15 protein-coding genes and 1 pseudogene are annotated in these 15,982 nt (G+C 62.4%); 9 read left to right on the plus strand and 7 right to left on the minus strand.

Annotated elements, in window-relative coordinates:
- Positions 1-134 precede the first annotated feature (134 nt).
- Entirely contained in the window at positions 135-803 is a 669-nt protein-coding gene (locus tag K7H91_RS15555) for a GntR family transcriptional regulator (protein ID WP_230721186.1), read from the plus strand.
- 157 nt (positions 804-960) lie between these two features.
- On the opposite strand, the gene K7H91_RS15560 is transcribed toward K7H91_RS15555, so the two are convergent.
- The 4 genes and pseudogenes from K7H91_RS15560 to K7H91_RS15575 all read right to left on the minus strand — a co-directional run bounded on the left by K7H91_RS15560 (position 961) and on the right by K7H91_RS15575 (position 3,280).
- Complete coding sequence (locus K7H91_RS15560; protein WP_230721187.1) at positions 961-1,458, minus strand: IS66 family transposase; 498 nt, start codon at positions 1,456-1,458, stop codon at positions 961-963.
- Positions 1,455-1,754, minus strand: coding sequence for a transposase (locus K7H91_RS15565; RefSeq protein ID WP_230721188.1), 300 nt, complete (start codon positions 1,752-1,754; stop codon positions 1,455-1,457). Before K7H91_RS15565 ends, K7H91_RS15560 begins: the two co-directional genes overlap by 4 nt.
- Positions 1,755-1,791: 37 nt before the next feature.
- A pseudogene (locus tag K7H91_RS15570) lies at positions 1,792-1,884 on the minus strand (LamB/YcsF family protein); the annotation flags it as partial.
- Between the two features lie 256 nt (positions 1,885-2,140).
- Complete coding sequence (locus K7H91_RS15575; protein WP_230721189.1) at positions 2,141-3,280, minus strand: mandelate racemase/muconate lactonizing enzyme family protein; 1,140 nt, start codon at positions 3,278-3,280, stop codon at positions 2,141-2,143.
- Between K7H91_RS15575 and K7H91_RS15580 the strand changes: the two genes are divergently transcribed.
- From K7H91_RS15580 to K7H91_RS15615, 8 genes are all read left to right on the plus strand, one after another.
- Complete coding sequence (locus tag K7H91_RS15580) at positions 3,279-3,965, plus strand: tripartite tricarboxylate transporter TctB family protein (RefSeq protein WP_230721190.1); 687 nt, start codon at positions 3,279-3,281, stop codon at positions 3,963-3,965. The genes K7H91_RS15575 and K7H91_RS15580 overlap by 2 nt on opposite strands.
- 12 nt (positions 3,966-3,977) lie before the next feature.
- Positions 3,978-5,486, plus strand: coding sequence for a tripartite tricarboxylate transporter permease (locus K7H91_RS15585; RefSeq protein ID WP_230721191.1), 1,509 nt, complete (start codon positions 3,978-3,980; stop codon positions 5,484-5,486).
- A gap of 3 nt (positions 5,487-5,489) precedes the next feature.
- On the plus strand, positions 5,490-6,692 hold the full coding sequence (locus tag K7H91_RS15590) for a CaiB/BaiF CoA transferase family protein (protein ID WP_230721192.1): 1,203 nt from the start codon (positions 5,490-5,492) through the stop codon (positions 6,690-6,692).
- A 24-nt stretch (positions 6,693-6,716) separates the two neighbouring features.
- Positions 6,717-7,688 carry a Bug family tripartite tricarboxylate transporter substrate binding protein gene (locus K7H91_RS15595; protein WP_230721193.1) on the plus strand — a complete coding sequence of 324 codons (972 nt, stop codon included), beginning with the start codon at positions 6,717-6,719 and terminating at the stop codon, positions 7,686-7,688.
- A gap of 97 nt (positions 7,689-7,785) precedes the next feature.
- On the plus strand, positions 7,786-8,844 hold the full coding sequence (locus K7H91_RS15600; RefSeq protein ID WP_230721194.1) for an Ldh family oxidoreductase: 1,059 nt from the start codon (positions 7,786-7,788) through the stop codon (positions 8,842-8,844).
- Between the two features lie 6 nt (positions 8,845-8,850).
- Positions 8,851-9,720, plus strand: coding sequence for a fumarate hydratase (locus K7H91_RS15605; RefSeq protein ID WP_230721195.1), 870 nt, complete (start codon positions 8,851-8,853; stop codon positions 9,718-9,720).
- A complete protein-coding gene (locus K7H91_RS15610; RefSeq protein ID WP_230721196.1) occupies positions 9,713-10,333 on the plus strand; it encodes a fumarate hydratase C-terminal domain-containing protein in 621 nt (206 codons plus the stop codon). The genes K7H91_RS15605 and K7H91_RS15610 overlap by 8 nt, the downstream gene beginning before the upstream one ends.
- Before the next feature lie 348 nt (positions 10,334-10,681).
- Positions 10,682-11,638 (plus strand): sugar-binding transcriptional regulator, encoded by a 957-nt coding sequence (locus K7H91_RS15615; protein WP_230721197.1) that lies wholly within the window; start codon positions 10,682-10,684, stop codon positions 11,636-11,638.
- 3 nt (positions 11,639-11,641) lie between these two features.
- Here K7H91_RS15615 and dhaL read toward each other — a convergent pair whose 3' ends face one another.
- Genes dhaL through K7H91_RS15630 form a run of 3 tightly spaced genes read right to left on the minus strand, consistent with a single transcriptional unit; the run spans position 11,642 to position 15,934 of the window.
- Positions 11,642-13,402 (minus strand): dihydroxyacetone kinase subunit DhaL, encoded by a 1,761-nt coding sequence (gene dhaL / locus K7H91_RS15620; RefSeq protein ID WP_230721198.1) that lies wholly within the window; start codon positions 13,400-13,402, stop codon positions 11,642-11,644.
- A gap of 20 nt (positions 13,403-13,422) precedes the next feature.
- A complete protein-coding gene (locus tag K7H91_RS15625) occupies positions 13,423-14,415 on the minus strand; it encodes an ABC transporter permease (protein WP_230721199.1) in 993 nt (330 codons plus the stop codon).
- Positions 14,405-15,934, minus strand: a complete 1,530-nt coding sequence (locus K7H91_RS15630; RefSeq protein WP_230721200.1) for a sugar ABC transporter ATP-binding protein — start codon at positions 15,932-15,934, stop codon at positions 14,405-14,407. The genes K7H91_RS15625 and K7H91_RS15630 overlap by 11 nt, the downstream gene beginning before the upstream one ends.
- Positions 15,935-15,982: the final 48 nt, after the last annotated feature.

A 15,982-nucleotide genomic window follows, 5' to 3' on the forward strand; every position in this document is an offset into this window, starting at 1 on the left:
GAAAGGGAAGGTTTCAAGTTACGGATGACAGCTTGTATCCATGAGACCTGCGTTCTAACCTGCCGGCGGTCGATGGGAGACTCATCTTTTCGCGGACAAGCCTACGAGAGTTGAATGATAAGGTCAGGTGTCGCATGAGCGTCAGTGACGATGTACACACGGAATTGAGGCGCCGGCTGATCGCGGGCCATTTCTCACCCGGGGAAAAACTGCGGGAAGAACATATCGCGACCGAACTGCATGTCAGCCGCACCCCCGTCCGGGCAGCACTTCAGCGGTTGATCACGGAAGGTCTGCTCGAGGCCGCGCCGAAGCGCGGGGCCGTGGTCAGCCAGTGGACCGACAATGATATCGAGGAAATCTTCGAGCTGCGCATCCTCGCGGAAGGTCTGGCCGCCGCCTGGGCGACGCGCAACATGTCGGACGCCGATATCACAAAAATGGAAGAGATGAACCGCGACATCGCTCGTGCGTTTGAAGGCAAAGCCCGTAATTTCAGGGACATCGTCCAGTCGGTGAACCATGAATTCCACATGCAGATCTACCAGGCCTGCGGCAGCGCAAGATTGCGCAATTTCGGCACCTCGCTTCTGGAATATCCCAAATTGTTGGGTGGTTTTTACATCTACTCGGATAACGAGATCCAGGAGAGCATTCAGCAGCACGAGGATATTCTGCACGCGCTCAGGGCCCGCAACGAGCGATGGGCGCGGTCCTCGGTCACTTCCCACCTCAGTGCCGCTTTCGAACGGCTCAAACGCTCCCGCCGCAAACCCCAGGTGACGCCAACTCCAAAAGGCTAGCGTATCAGGCCGACAACCCCAATCGATTTCCAGCAAGCACGATGCAGCGCGGCCGGACCACGTCAACCACGTCCCAACTTTCGCCGTACGAGTGCTGGTTTAAAGAAGTACCGCACCGGCATCTCGCCCAGCCGTAAGCATCCGGCGCAGGCCGTGGTCATGCGGCGCGTCGGCGTTTAGATGGCTGCCAATTCCAGGGCAGACGATCCGGCACCCTTGAAGCCGTTGTGTTGGGAAGAAGGGCGAGGACGTCATCAAGCCAGGCTTGGGGATCTGTGTCGTTCAACATTGCCGTGACGATCAGGGAGTACATGAAGGCTGCTCTGTCACGGTCCCGCTCCGAGCCGGCGAAGAGCCATGATGTCCTCCCCAGAGCGATACCGCGAAGCGCGCGTTCGGCCGCGTTGTTCGTAGGGCGGATCCGCCCATCTTCGAGGAAGAGCGTGAAGGCATCCCAACGGTCGTGCTTGAACATGTAGGCGATCGCCTTGGCGACGGGGTTGTGCTTCGACATGGTCCTTGCTCGGCCCGCGTCCAGTTGTGGAGGTCCTCGACCAGAGGGCGGACCAGCGGTTTGTCGGGCGTCGAGCCGGCTGGCGACGTCCAGGCCGTTGATCTGACGCTCGACGTCAAAGATGGTGTCGATCTTCTTCACGACGCGATCCGATCCATAGCGGGAGCAGGTGGTGGGCGTTTCGATGACCACACGCTCCGTGGCAGGTGGCCCGGGAATGGCTTGCACGCCGGACGGCGACGCTCAAGACTGGCAACGGCCGTGGTCTTCGCCATGTTCAGGGCTTCGATCTCGTCTTCGATCGCAGCGGCTTCGAGTTCTTCGAGTTGCATCTCCATCTGGTCGATCAGCCGGGCGCTGCGCTCCGAGCTGTAGCCATAATGTTCCCATCGGAGTTTGGCGATCTCCAGCTTCAGTTGGGTCGCTCGTGCTTTCAACGATTGCCTGGATCACACGTCGCGCGATTGTCTTGGGGGCCGCGATGACGGCGCCGTCCATACCGCGCGCGACAAGCCTGCCCGCATCGTCATAAGCGCGTTCTGCGAAAAGCAGGCAGGCAACGCGCATTCCGGCATCGCGCGCAACCTGCTCGGTTTCGGTGTTCGGCAGTCGCCACAATCATGTCAGGCTCGAATCAGCGAAGCTGCCAGTTCGAAGCGCCTGCCTTTGGACCGTCGCCCGGATATCGGGGTTCGATGCCGATCGGCACGATAACTCTTTGAAATATTCAAAGCGTGCGGGGTCCCGATGCCGCGCCGAATGACACATCGGGCGAAAAAGTGGTCGCCGGTTTTCCGATAACCCGATGCGTCAAAACGATGCTCTAGCTGGAAAAATGGTAGAGCGGCTTTCTGTCGACGGTGCTTCCGGGAACGAGTTTGTGGGCTTGAAGCGCATCTTTTTCGAACCGGACGCCGTGGCCCGGCGCATCGGAGAGCTGGTGTTTTCCCCCGCTGATCGGTAGCGGTGCGGATGTCGCGCCGAAATCGAACAGGTTGAGGCCGAAGATATTCTCCACATGCATGGCGTTCGGGAGCGCAGCCGCGAGATGGACCGAAAGCTCCGCGGCTCCGTGTGGGGAGACCGGGATGCCCGCTGCCGCGCCGAGCGCCGCGATCTTCACGAATTCGGTAATGCCGCCGACCTTCCAGACATCGGGCTGCAGGAAATCCAGCGCGCCGGCGCGTATATAGTTCCAGAATTCGAAACGGTTGCAAAGCTGCTCGCCCGCCGCGATCGGCATGCCGGTGGCTGCCCGCAAGACGGCATGGCCATCGATCGTATCGGAAAGCAGCGGCTCTTCCAGAAACAGCGGCGCGGCCTCGAGCAGCAGGCGGGAACGCTGGATGGCTTCGCCGAGCGACCATTTCTGATTGGCGTCGAGCATGAGCTGGCAGTCCGGCCCGATCAGTTTGCGGACCGCCATGACCCGCTCGCGGTCTTCATCCAATCCGGGCCTGCCGACCTTGAGCTTGAAGGCCCTGTAGCCCTCTTCGAGTTGCCCGCGCGTTTGCGCCAGAAGGTCGTCCTTCGAAAGATGAAGATTGATGGCGCTGGCATAGACTTCGACCGTGCTTCGGGCGCCGCCCAGCAACCGGTGGAGCGGCTCGCCGGCGGCCTTCGCCTTCAGATCCCACATGGCAATGTCGATCGCCGAAAGCGCCAGCGTGGTGATGCCGCCCGGCCCGGCGGCATGGCATTCCATCCATAGCCGCTGCCAGACCTGCTCGGTGTTGCGCGGATCCATGCCGATCAGCATCGGAGCGAGATAGCCGGTGATCAACGCTTCAGCGGAGGCGGCGCCCACGCCCGCCGTCGTGCACCAGCCGGTTCCGCTCTGCCCATCCGACGTGTTTACCTCGACCAGCACCAGTTCGCGATGGGTCATGGTCACGCGGCTGGAGGTGAAGGGTTGCTTCAAAGGCAATCGGTAGCCGCTGCAGCGGACTTCGGTAATTTTCATGTCGGTTATCGCCTCCCTCGCTTACCCGGAAAGCCGTGCCGTTCTGGCAGCAGCCTTGCGCCGGCCCATCTTGCCGGAGCCGGGGGACGCGTACCTTGTCGTTATCCCCGCCTTTCGCCTGCCGAAACGTCGGCGAGTGGCTGTATCGCTGAATCGGCACGCGGATATTGTGAACGCGCCGTCGCGGATTCCTTCAAAAAAGACGAGAAATGCTCGAAACATGCAGAAATCAAAACTCAACGCCGATCTGATTTCCGGATTGCTGTTCATAGCGTTCGGTCTCTGGTTCTGCGGCTCTTCGGTCTATGGACTCAAAATCGGTAACGCGTTCCGCATGGGACCGGGCTTCTTTCCGGCCGTGCTTGGCGGTCTTCTCGCGCTGCTCGGCCTCGTCATCGTCGTCAGCGGCCTGCGTTCGGATGAAGCGCCGTTGACGCTGCCGAACGTGCCCTGGCGGGCTGTCGTGCTCCTGCCGGTGGCGCTCATCCTGTTCGGCGCGGCCATGAAACCGCTCGGCCTTGCCATTGCCCTTCTCCTGCTGTGCTTCTGTTCGGCCATGGCGATCAAGGAGATGACGGTGCTGAAATCGGCGGCGTTGTCGGTCGCTGTTACGCTGCTCTGCATCGGCATCTTCTCCGTCGCGCTCGGGCTCAACCTGCCTCTTCTGGGCAATTGGCTGCGATAGGAGGCGGATCCCATGGATTTCATCAACAATCTCGCACTGGGTTTTTCGGTCGCCTTCGCCGTCAAGAACCTGTTTTTCTGCTTTGTGGGCGTGTTGGGCGGTACGCTGGTCGGCGTGCTGCCGGGCGTCGGACCATTGGCGACGATCGCCATCCTGTTGCCCGTCACTTTTTCCATGGGGCCGGATTCGGCGCTGATCATGCTTGCCGGCATCTATTACGGCGCCCAGTATGGCGGCTCGACCACCGCGATCCTGCTCAATCTTCCCGGTGAGGCGTCATCAGCCGTCACGACGCTCGACGGCTACCAGATGGCCCGTAACGGCAGAGCGGGGCCGGCGCTTGCGACCGCGGCGCTGTCTTCCCTGTTTGCCGGAACCATTGCCACGCTGGTCATCGCTTTGTTCGCGGCCCCGCTTACCCATGTGGCGATGGCCTTCCGCCCGCCCTCCTACTTCTCGATGATGGTGCTCGGCCTGATCGCGTCCGTCGTGCTTGCCCATGGCTCGGTGCTGAAGGCGATCGCCATGGTGCTGCTCGGGCTGTTGCTCGGCATTATCGGCACGGATATCTACACCGGCACAACCCGCCTCAACATGGGCATGCTCGAACTTGCCGATGGCGTCGACATCGTTGCGCTGGCCATAGGGTTGTTCGGCATCGCCGAGATCCTGCGCAATCTGGAGACGAACGAGGTCCGCGATGTCCTGAACGAGAAGGTCAGAGGGCTGTGGCTGTCGCTGGCCGATCTCAAGCGCATCTTCATGCCCTCGGTGCGCGGAACCGCGATTGGCTCGGCACTCGGCATTCTGCCGGGCGGAGGGGCGATGCTCTCCTCGTTCGCGGCCTATATCGTGGAAAAGAAGGTCTCGAAGAACCGGGCGGAATTCGGCCAGGGCGCGATCGAGGGCGTCGCCGCACCGGAAGCGGCCAACAATGCCGGATCGCAGACCGCCTTCATTCCGATGCTGACGCTCGGCCTGCCTTCGAATGCGGTCATGGCGCTGATGATCGGGGCGATGATCATCCAGGGCATCCAGCCGGGACCCGACATCATCGTCAAGCAGCCTGGCATGTTCTGGGGCCTGATCGTGTCGATGTGGATCGGCAACTTCATGCTGGTGCTCCTGAACCTGCCGCTGATCGGCCTGTGGGTGAAGTTTCTGTCGGTGCCCTATTCGGTATTGGTTGTGGCGGTGATGGCGTTCAGCGCTGTCGGCATCTACTCGGCCTCCGGCACGCTTTTCTCGATGTACGAACTCGGCTTCTTCGCCTTGCTCGGATACCTGCTGATGCGGCTTGGCTGCGAGCCGGCGCCGCTGACGCTCGGCTTCATTCTCGGCCCGATGATGGAGGAGCAATTGCGGCGCAGCATGTTGATGTCGCGCGGCGATCCGACCGTCTTCCTGACAGAGCCGATCAGCCTGGCATTTCTCGTTGCCGCCGCCATCGTGCTCGCCCTGCTGGCGCTGCCGTCGATCGCCCGCAAGCGCGAAGAAGCCTTCCTTGAAAGCGAGGGCTAGACCATGGTCCCCATCAATGACATCCGCCCCTTCGAGGGCATCAGGGTACTCGACATCACCCATGTTCTGGCGGCGCCCTTCGCGACCTATCAGCTCGCGGTTTTCGGGGCCGACGTCATCAAGATCGAAAACCCGCACGAACCGGAACAGACCCGTATCGATGGCAGCGATCCGCAGCTTTCGGCCGACAATATCGGCACCCACTTCATCATCCAGAATGGCGGCAAGCGATCGCTCACACTGGACCTTAAAACCGAGCAAGGGCGTGAGATCCTGCGCAAGCTGGTGCCCGGCGCGGATATTCTGGTCGAAAACTTCCGGCCGGGAGCACTGAAGGCGCTGGGGCTCGGCTATGAGGATCTCAGAAAACTCAACCCTCGCCTGATCTACGCCTCGATGTCCGCCTTCGGGCAGGACGGGCCGCGCGGCGGGCAGACCGGATACGATCAGGTCATCCAGGCGGTGTCGGGCCTGATGATGGTCAACGGAACAGACGATATGGTGCCGATGAAGGTCGGCACGCCCGCCGTTGACTATTCCACAGGCGCGATGGGCGCGTTCGCGCTCGCCGCAGCCCTTTTCCAAAGAGAAAGGACCGGGATCGGGCAATATATCGATCTTTCCATGCTCGATACCGCCTTGATGCTGATGGGCGCCCATCTGACCAATTACAGCCGTTCGGGCAAGGAACCAAAGGCGGGCGGCAACCGGCACGAGTTTTCGACATGCGGGCTCTACGACACGGCTGACGGCAAGCTTCAGATCGCCGCCATCAATCTGCGCCAGCAGGCGCGGCTCTGGAAGGCGCTGGGGCATCCCGAACTGGTCAAAGCCAATAATGGTGAACGCCGCAAGGACGCGGATGCCGAGCGCGCAATCCTGTTGCCCATCCTGCTCACCAAAACGGCGGCCGAGTGGGAGGACTGGTTTCAGGACCATCATATCCCCGCCGCCCGGATATGGACGTTGCCGGAAACGCTGGCCCACGGCCAGCTCGAAAGCCGCGACATTCTGCACCATTACGAAGATGAGCCCGGTATTCCCGGAAAGATCACGGCTCCCAAGGCCGCGTTCAAACTGGATCACGGCGGCGCGCGGATCGATCGCCCGCCACCGCGTCTGGGCGAGCACAACGAGGAATTGCTCGCCGAGCTCGGCTATAGCGCCGAAGAAATCGCCAACCTGCGAGCAACAGGCGCGATCTGAACCCAAAATGAGGAGGAGGACCCCATGAAACCCTTGACACTATTGACGTCCGTTTCCCTGGCGCTTGCGGCATTGACAGGCGCCGCCATTGCACAGGAGAGCGACTATCCAAACGATCTTGTCCGCGTTGTCGTCGGTTCATCGCCGGGCGGCACGGCCGATACCGTTTCCCGGATCGTTGCCGACGCCCTGAGCGACAAGTTCGGCGAAACCTTCGTCGTCGAGAACCTGCCGGGGGCCGGCGGCGCGCTTGCGGCATCCGAGGTCAGGAGCGCGGAGCCGGATGGCTACACCATCCAGTTCATCTTCTCGTCGTTCTCGATCCTGCCCTCGCTGAACCCGGATGTGAACTACGACCCGGTCAAGGATTTCGAAGCCATTACCATGGTCTCCTATGCGCCGAACCTTCTGCTCGTGAACCCGTCCTTCGGCGTGAAAACCTTTCCGGAATGGGTCGACAAGATCAAGGCCAATCCCGGCAAGTATGACTATGGCAGCGGCGGGATCGGCTACAGCCAGCATCTGTCGATGGAAATGCTGTTGCAGGATATCGGCGGCGATGTCGTGCATATCCCCTATGCCGGCAGCGGCAACCTGCTCGGCGCCCTGATCTCGGGCGAGATTCCATTCGCCTTCGACACGCTGACGACGGCCGTGCCGCACATCGAATCCGGTGCGCTCATTCCCCTGGCGATCACCAGCTCCGAGCGGTCCGAGATATTGCCGGAGGTGCCCGCGGTCGGCGAGTTCGTTGAAGGCTACGAACTGACCGCCTGGAACGGCTTTGTCGCGCCGGCGGGCACACCCAGGGAAATCGTCGACCAATTGAACGCCGCGATCGTGGAATATCTCGAGACCGACGCGGCCAAGGCGTTCTTCGGCAAGCTCGGAACCGCGATCGCCGCGAGCACGCCCGAAGAATTCGAACAGGTGATTGCCGGCGACTACGAAAAATTCGCAGTGGTGATCAAGGAAGCGGGCATCACCGCGCAATAAGCCAGACAAGTCGGGCAAGGACAGAGTTCGTGCCCGGCTTCCCGACGCATGCCTGCTTGCAGGCGAATGCGTTTTGCCATGCTGCGGAGCTCTGCCAATGTCAGACGAGGTAACTTTTTCAGCCGATCTCCTGCGTCGCTACGCGACTGATCTTTTCACGGCGGCGGGTCTTTCGGCGCAGGCGGCGGGGCGCGTTTCCGACGCCCTGATCGAGGCCGATCTTTCCGGGCGCGGTTCGCACGGGATGTTGCAGGCCGACAGGTATATCGAGCGGCTGATTGCCGGTGCGATGTCGATCGCCGACGTGCCACAGGTCGTCAGCCGAAGTCACGGCGCGATCGTGCTCGATGCCGATGGCATGGAAGGGCATCTGGTCGCCGAGGATGCGATGAAATTGGCCATAGAAACGGCCCGTGAAACCGGCATTGCGGCCGTCGCGGTTCGCCGGGCGCAGCATATGGGCGTGGTCGGGCGTTATGTGCGCATGGCCGCCGAGGCCGGCTGCGTGGGAATTGCCATGGGCAACACCAAGCCCGTAATGGCCGCCCCCGGCGGTGTGGAAAAACTCGTGGGCACCAATCCGCTTGCGATCGGCATACCGGCGACGCGTGAGGCGGTCGTGCTCGATATGGCAACCAGCGCGGGCACCTACGGCCGCATCCGGCAGGCAAACGCCCTTGGCCTGGATATTCCCGCCGGCTGGGCGCTGGATGCCGATGGCGTTGCGACCACGGACCCGGCGGAGGCGATGAAAGGATTGTTGCTGCCGGTCGGCGGCGCAAAGGGCTTTGCCCTGTCCTTCATGATCGACCTTCTCGCGGGGTTGTTGTCCGGCGGGGCCTGGGGAACAAAACTCGGCCTGATCGACGACAGCACCGTCGGACCACAGATGTCGTCCTATCTTTTCATCGTGCTCGATATCGCGTCTTTCCGGCCACTTGAGGAATTCAAGGCGGAAGCGGACGAAGCGATCGCCGGGGTACGGCAATCGCAAAGGGCAGACGGCGTGGACCGGCTCTATACACCCGGTGAACGCAGCGCGGAACAGCTCGCGGCGAGCAAAGGTGAGATCAGGCTCGCCCCCGCCGTCGTAAAAGCGCTTGCCGAACGCGGCCGGCAACTCGGCATCACCGTGCCTGCAGAATTTCTGGAGTGATGAGCCATGACCATCGGCTACGACATCATCAGGGAAACCGCTCGGACGCTGTATGATCGGGCGATCAAGCGCATTCCGGAAAATTCGAAGGCGGCGCTGGAGAACGCCCTCGAAACAGAAAGCTCGCCTTCTGCCCGCACGACGCTCGAATTCATGATCAAAAGCGCCCGCCGCGCCGAAGAGAAGTCGACCTATGTCTGTTCGGATGCGGGTTTTCCGGTCTATTTCGTCAAGATCGGCACGAACGCCCGGTTCGAGGGCGATATCAAGAGGGCGTTTGTCGATGCGTTCGACGAACTGGTGAGAACGATCGAGCCGCCGATCCTGAAATTCGTTACCAATCCGCTGACCGGCGAGCGCAGTTATCACGGCAAGGACATGCCGCATATCACCTGGGACTTCGTCTCGGACGACGATTGCATCGACATCACCTGTTCGCCCAAGGCGCTTGGTTCCGGGCGCTGGGCCGCGCTGGAAATCTTCAGCTATCCCAGGCTTGAGGAGATCGAGCGCTATATTCTCGATGTTTCCATAAGGGCGGGATCGCAGCATTGCCCGCCGGTGGTCATCGGCGTGGGCATTGGCGGCTCCTTCGACCACGCGGCGAAAATGGCGAAACTGCAGACATTGCGACCGTTCGGGACCACCAATCCTGAGCCAATCCTTGCCGCGATGGAGGAGCGGCTTACCCGCGCCGTCAACAAGACCGGATTCGGGCCGATGGGCACCGGCGGCGACACAACCGCCCTCGGCGTTCACATCGATTACGCGTCCGGCCATGGCTTCACCCCCGTCGCGGTCTGTTTCAACTGCTGGATCAACAGGCGCACCCGGGCGCGCATCGGCAATGACGGGGAGGTGCGCTATCTTGAGTGAATACATTCTCGATCTGCCGGTCTCCCGCGATCTCGCTCGCTCCTTGAAGCTCGGCGATACCGTTTTCCTGCGCGGGGATGCCGTGATCACCGCCGGCTATCCGACGCATCAGCGCCTGATGGACTGCGTCGAGGAAGGGCGGCCGCCACCGGTTTCACTGGATGGCGGGGCATTCTTCCATCTCGGCTGCATGAGCCGCGAGGAGGAAGGCACGCTCCGGCCGCTTTACGTCAATCCCACCACCAGCACACGCTTCAACGCCTTCATGCCGCCCATCATCGAGCATTTCGGCCTGACCATTATTGGCGGCAAGGGAGGGCTCGATGACGCCTGTGTTGCCGCCATGAAGAAGACGGGTTGCGTCTATCTTTCCATCCTTGGCGGTGGTGCGCCGCTGCTGACGGAGGGGATCGAGGCGGTCTGCGAAACCGGCTGGAACGATCTGATCGTCCAGTTCCGCCTTTCCCGGGTCAGGCTGGACATGTTCGGGCCGCTGACAGTGGCCATCGATGCGCACGGAAACTCGGTCTATGCCGATCTCAGTGCCGGCGCACAGGCGCGCCTTCCCGACATCATGCGCGCGCTTGCGAGGGACAGGTCAATTCAGATGTGAGTTTCCTGCACTCAAAACAGGACTCGTCGCACGGTAGATACCGCGGCATTCATTATGGTGCGTTCGTAGCTGACAGGACGGTGACTCATCACAGCGGGGTAGCGGCGAATCTCGTCACCGGCATTAACCTGACATCCCTCCGTCAGGACATGTACGGTGGTTGGCCCGACCGCGACATCGGCCCGCTATTAGCTGCTTCGACCAGAGCTGACCGGGCACGGCTTCGCGATCACCTTCGTACCGATATCTTATGGTATTCTTTCAGCGCAGATTCGCATATATCGGCAAGTCTCGGTTTGGTCTTGCTGATAGACCGGGCCGCCGACCAGAATGATGGGTGAACCGAGCGTGGACGATCCGAACGACAGCCTTCCGGAACAGCTTGAGCGCGCGCGCGTCGCCTGGTTCTACTTTGTGGGCGGATTGACGCAGCAGGAAATCGCGGCCCGGATGAACATGACCCGGCTCAGGGTGAACAAGATCATTGGCCAGGTGCGCGAGGACGGCGCGGTCCAGATCGACGTCAAGCTGCCGCTCAGCGGCTGCATTGCGCTGGCCGAGGCAGTGGCCGAGCGCTACGGCCTTGCCGAAGCCACCGTGGTGCCTGACGTTCCGGATTTTCTTGAACAGAAACGGGTGATCGGCGAGGCGGCCGGCGCGATGGCCAGCGGGCTGATCGAACGGCGGGATCTCGGCATCGGCATCGCGACGGGCCGCACGCTGAGTTTCGCCGTGCGCCGCCTCAACGCGCGCCCGCATGCCAATAGCTGGGTGGTTGGCCTGACCGGGGGCGCCACGCGCTCCTCCGGCACCAACACATTCGAAGTGGCGACGAGCCTTGCCCGCAAGCTGGGCGTCGAATGCCATTATCTGACGGCCCCGCTCTATTGCGCCTCGCCCGAAAGCCGCGAGGCGCTGCTCCTGATCGATGAGTTGACGGACGTACTGGCCCGGACCGAGATCGCCGATCTCGGCATTGCCTCCTGCGGCTGGCTCGCCGAGGATACGACGCTGACGCTGATCAGGGTGGTGAAGGACAATCTGGACGAGATCCTGAAACGCGGCGCGGTCGGCGAATTTCTGGGCTGTTTCCTGGATTCCCAGGGTCAGCCGGTCGATCATTTCCTGAATGATTCGATCATGGCGCTCAGCCCCGAGAAGATGAAGCTCAAGCCGATGTCGATGCTGGTGTCCGGCGGCATCGAGAAGGTGCAGATCATCCGGGCGATCCTGCGCGGCGGCTACGTCAACCGGCTTGCCACCAACGAAGCCGTGGCCCGGGCGCTGATGGCCGGGCCACGGTAGATTTCACTTGGGAGCGCGAGCCTCCGCCAGAGCGGCGGCCATGGCCCGCAGCGTGACCCATGTCGATGCCGCGCCCGGGTCGATATGGCCCTTGGAACGCGCACCGAGCTTGGCCGAGCGGCCACGGCGGGATTCAAGATCGGCCGTTGCCTTCATGCCGGCCTCCGCGCCGTCCCGGGCGGCATTAATGACATCGAGCTCCGTTCCATTGGCGGCGGCCTGCTGCGCACGCTCCACCGCCGGCACCCACGCATCGATCATGGTCTTGTCGCCCGGCTCGGCGCGGCCCCGGTCGCGCACGCCCTGGAGCGCTGCGGCAAGCCACGCCGAAAGCGCCTCGGGGTCAAGGTTCAGGCGGTCGCTGACCGCAGCGCCCGCGCGCAGGAAGGCGGTCGCGTAAAGCGGCCCGGAGGAAGCACCGACGGCATCGAGGAAGGCCTTGGCCATGCGCTTGCAGCTTCCCTCGATGGTTTCGTCTTCCTCGGCATTGGCGAGCGCGCCCTGAACGGCCTTCCAGCCGATTTCCATGGTGACGCCGTGATCGCCGTCACCGATAACGCCATCCAGTTCGGACAGCCAGTCGCGCTCGGCAATGATCTCGTCGCCGGCCCGCTGCATCATGGCGCGGAAGATTTCGGGCGTAATGATCCCTTCGCGCTTCAGATTGGCTGCGACTTTCGCCTTGGCAGGCGTGTCCCCAGCCTGGGCCGTTCTTCTTGCCGAGCGGGCGCTGCTTGCCGCGGCGCCCTCGATGGCTCCGACCGTTAGGGCTGGCGTCCGGCAGGGATGGTCCAGAAGCCGCGTCAACTCGTCGTCCAGCTTCATCAGCGTGATGGACGCGCCCGCCATTTCCAGCGAGGTGGCATATTCGCCCACCCATGAGTGATGGATCTCGATGCCCTTTTCATCGAGGATATGCTTGAGCCGGTCGAAGATGATGTAGAGTTCGACCAGTGAGGTCGAGCCCAGCCCGTTGACGAGCACGGCGACGCGGTCCCCCTTGGCGGGGGCCATTTCGCTGAGGATGGTGTCCATCAGTTCGTCCGTCACTGTATCGGCCGGCGCCAGCTTCTCGCGGCGGACGCCCGGCTCGCCGTGCAGGCCCATGCCGATTTCCATCTCGTCGTCGCCGATCTCGAAATTCGGCTTGCCGGTCTGGGGTAGGGAGCAGGCGCCGAGTGCTACGCCCATTGAAAGCGTTGCGTCATTGGCCTTCTGTGCCAGAGCTTCGACCCGGGCGAGCGGTTCGCCCAGATCGGCCGCCGCACCGGCGATCTTGAACACGAAGAAGTCGCCGGCAATGCCGCGCCGCTCGGAGCGCCGTTCCTTCGGAGCGGAGGCGACGTCGTCTGCGACCTGCACCTGCCGCACCTGCGTGCCTGAGGCTTCCAGCTCCTCCGCGGCCATGGTGAAGTTCATCACGTCGCCGGTGTAGTTGCCATAAAGGAAAACGACGCCCGCGCCGCCATCGGCCGCACGGGCCGCGTCGAGGATCTGTTCGGGAGACGGAGAGGCAAAAATGTTGCCGACCGCGGCCGCATCGGCAAGGCCGCGCCCCACATAGCCGGCAAAGGCGGGCTCGTGTCCGGAGCCGCCGCCAACGACGATCCCCACCTTGCCGTCACGCGGACCATCCACGGCGACAATGGCGCGGCCCGTGCCGCCTTCGCGCGTCAGCATGTCGGGATGCGCAGCGACCATGCCCGAGATCAGTTGCGGGATGATATCTTCGGGCGCGTTGATGAGTTTTTTGGTCTTGGTCATTTGTATTCCACTTTGTCAGTTCATGCGCCGTCGCGGCGAAGATAGCGGCGGGAGATTGCATCAAACGAGATCGCGATCACCACGATGGCACCGGACACGACGCCCTGCCAATAGGGCGAGACGCCGAACAGGACAATGATGTTCTCGATGATTGCGATGATGCAAGCGCCAAAGATCGCGCCGAGCGGCGACCCGACGCCGCCTGTGGTCGCCACCCCGCCGATGACCGCCGCGGCGATCGGCGCCAGAACCCAGGTCTGGCCGATCGAAGGCTGGGCGGTTCCAAGCCGCGCCACCATCAAGAGCCCCGCCAGGGCGGAGAGCATACCGGCGAAGGTGAAGACCAGGATCCGGATCCGGTCGACGCGAATGCCCAGCATGCGCGCTGCCGCCGCATTGTTGCCGATGGCATACATGTAACGGCCCATCGATGTCTTCATTGTCAGAAAAAGCGCGATGACCAGCACGACCAGCATGATGAGGAAAGGTACCGGAAGGCCGAAGACATCGCCCCGGCCAAGGAACTGGATGCCCTGCGGAATGCCGGTGATCGCGACGCCCTTGGTCAGGACCAGAATCGCGCCGCCGTAAATGCCGGCCGTACCGATCGTCAGCACCAGAGAATGCAGGCCGAGCGTGGTGACCAGGAAGCCGTTGAGGAAGCCGAGCGCCATGCCCAGCGCCAGCGCCAGAACCAGGGCCATGCCCCAGGGGAGGCCGGCCTGCACCATCAGCATGCCCGACACTACGCCGCAAAGGCCACCGATGGTGCCAAGCGACAGGTCGAGTTCGCCCAGAATCATCAGCGACGACTGAGCGATGGTGACCAGCCCGACAAAGGCCAGCCCGCGCGCGATCACCGACATGTTGTAGCCCGACAGGAAGTAGGGCGATACCAGAGCCGAAATGGCGAAAATGACGACGAGCGCCACGAAGACGCCGGCGAGCGGATTGCGGACCAGGATTGCAAGCGCCGATGGCGCGCGGGATTGAGTGGTCTTGTCAGTTGACATGGGAAGCCTCTGCCTCGTTCGGGGTCTGTGCCTCAGACCCGGCGCCGGTCGCGAAGATCGCGCCAACCAATGTTTCGGTATCGGTGGCGGCGGCATCGAAATCGCCGGTGATGCGGCCGCCATGCATGGTGATGATCCGGCTTGCGCAGCGCCTGAGTTCCGTCATCTCCGATGAGATCAGGATGATGCCGACGCCGTCCTCGGCGAGCTCTCTCATGATCCGGTAAATCTCCGCCTTGGTGCGGATGTCGATGCCCTTTGTCGGCTCATCGAAGATCAGGATGCGGGGCGTGGTGGCCATGGCCCGGCCGATGATCGCCTTTTGCTGGTTGCCGCCGGAGAGGTTGGAAATCCGCTGGCCGGGGCTCGATGCCTGGATGTCGTAGTCGTCGATCACCCGGCGCACGAGCTTGCTTTCCTTGCCGAAATCGATGCCGGTAGCGCCCGAGGTGAGCGACAATGCGGAGATGCCGATATTTTCGCGCAGCGAGAGCAGCGGAAAAATCCCGTGATGCTTGCGTTCCTCGGAGAGATAGAGCATGCCGGCGTTGACCGAGGCGGCCGTGTCGTTCAAACGCCATTTGCGGCCTTCGACCTCGACCTTGCCGGACGATGCCTTGCGAAAGCCGAAGATGGTCTGCATCAGTTCCGAGCGGCCCGCGCCCACCAGTCCGGCAAAACCGAGAATTTCGCCGCGTTTCAGGCTGAAGCTGATGTCGTCGAACATGTGACCCGACAGGTGTTCGACGGTCATGATCGTGTCGCTGACGGGGCAGTTTGGCCGGAAGTGCTCGTCGATCGCCACCTCGCGGCCGGACATCGCCCGGATCAGCGCGGTCTCGTCGATATCGGCGATACGGCCCGCATCCACCTTCCGGCCATTGCGCAGAACGGTGTAGTCATCGCCGATCTCGAAGACTTCCTCCATCTTGTGCGAGATGAAGACGATCGCGTGGTCCCGGTCCAGAAATCCGCGGATCACCTTGAATATCCGCGCCACCTCGCGGGCCGTCAGGGCCGAGGTCGGCTCGTCCAGGATCAGGACCTTCATGTCCTTGTTGGTTGAGGCGCGGGCGATCTGCAGAAGCTGCTGGTCGGGTACCGATATGTGGCGCACGAGATCCGACGGTCTTGCGTCAATGCCGAACCGGTCGAGATAGGTCTGCGCCTCGGCCTCCATCCGACGCCGGTTCACGAACGGGCCGTGGCCGGTGCGATCGAAGGGCATGAACAGGTTCTCCGCCACGCTGACATCGGCGAACAGCGACAGTTCCTGCGGCACATAGGCGATGTTGCGAAAGAGATCGGGATGATCGACGGGATCCTTGCCATCGATCTCGATCGTGCCGGTGGTTGCGCGATCGGAGCCGGTCAGGATCTTGACCAGCGTGGATTTTCCGGCGCCGTTTTCGCCGGCCAGAATGTGGGTCCGCCCCAGTTCGATGTCGAGATCGACGTCGTCAAGCGCGGTCACGCCGGGAAAAACCCTGCCGAGGCCGCGTGCCTTGAGGTAGGTCATGTGTCCTCCTGAGCATGTTTCCGATCAATCCATCGCGTGGCATTGAAA

The organism is Martelella mediterranea, assembly GCF_021021415.1.
Taxonomy (GTDB): Bacteria; Pseudomonadota; Alphaproteobacteria; order Rhizobiales; family Rhizobiaceae; genus Martelella; species Martelella mediterranea_C.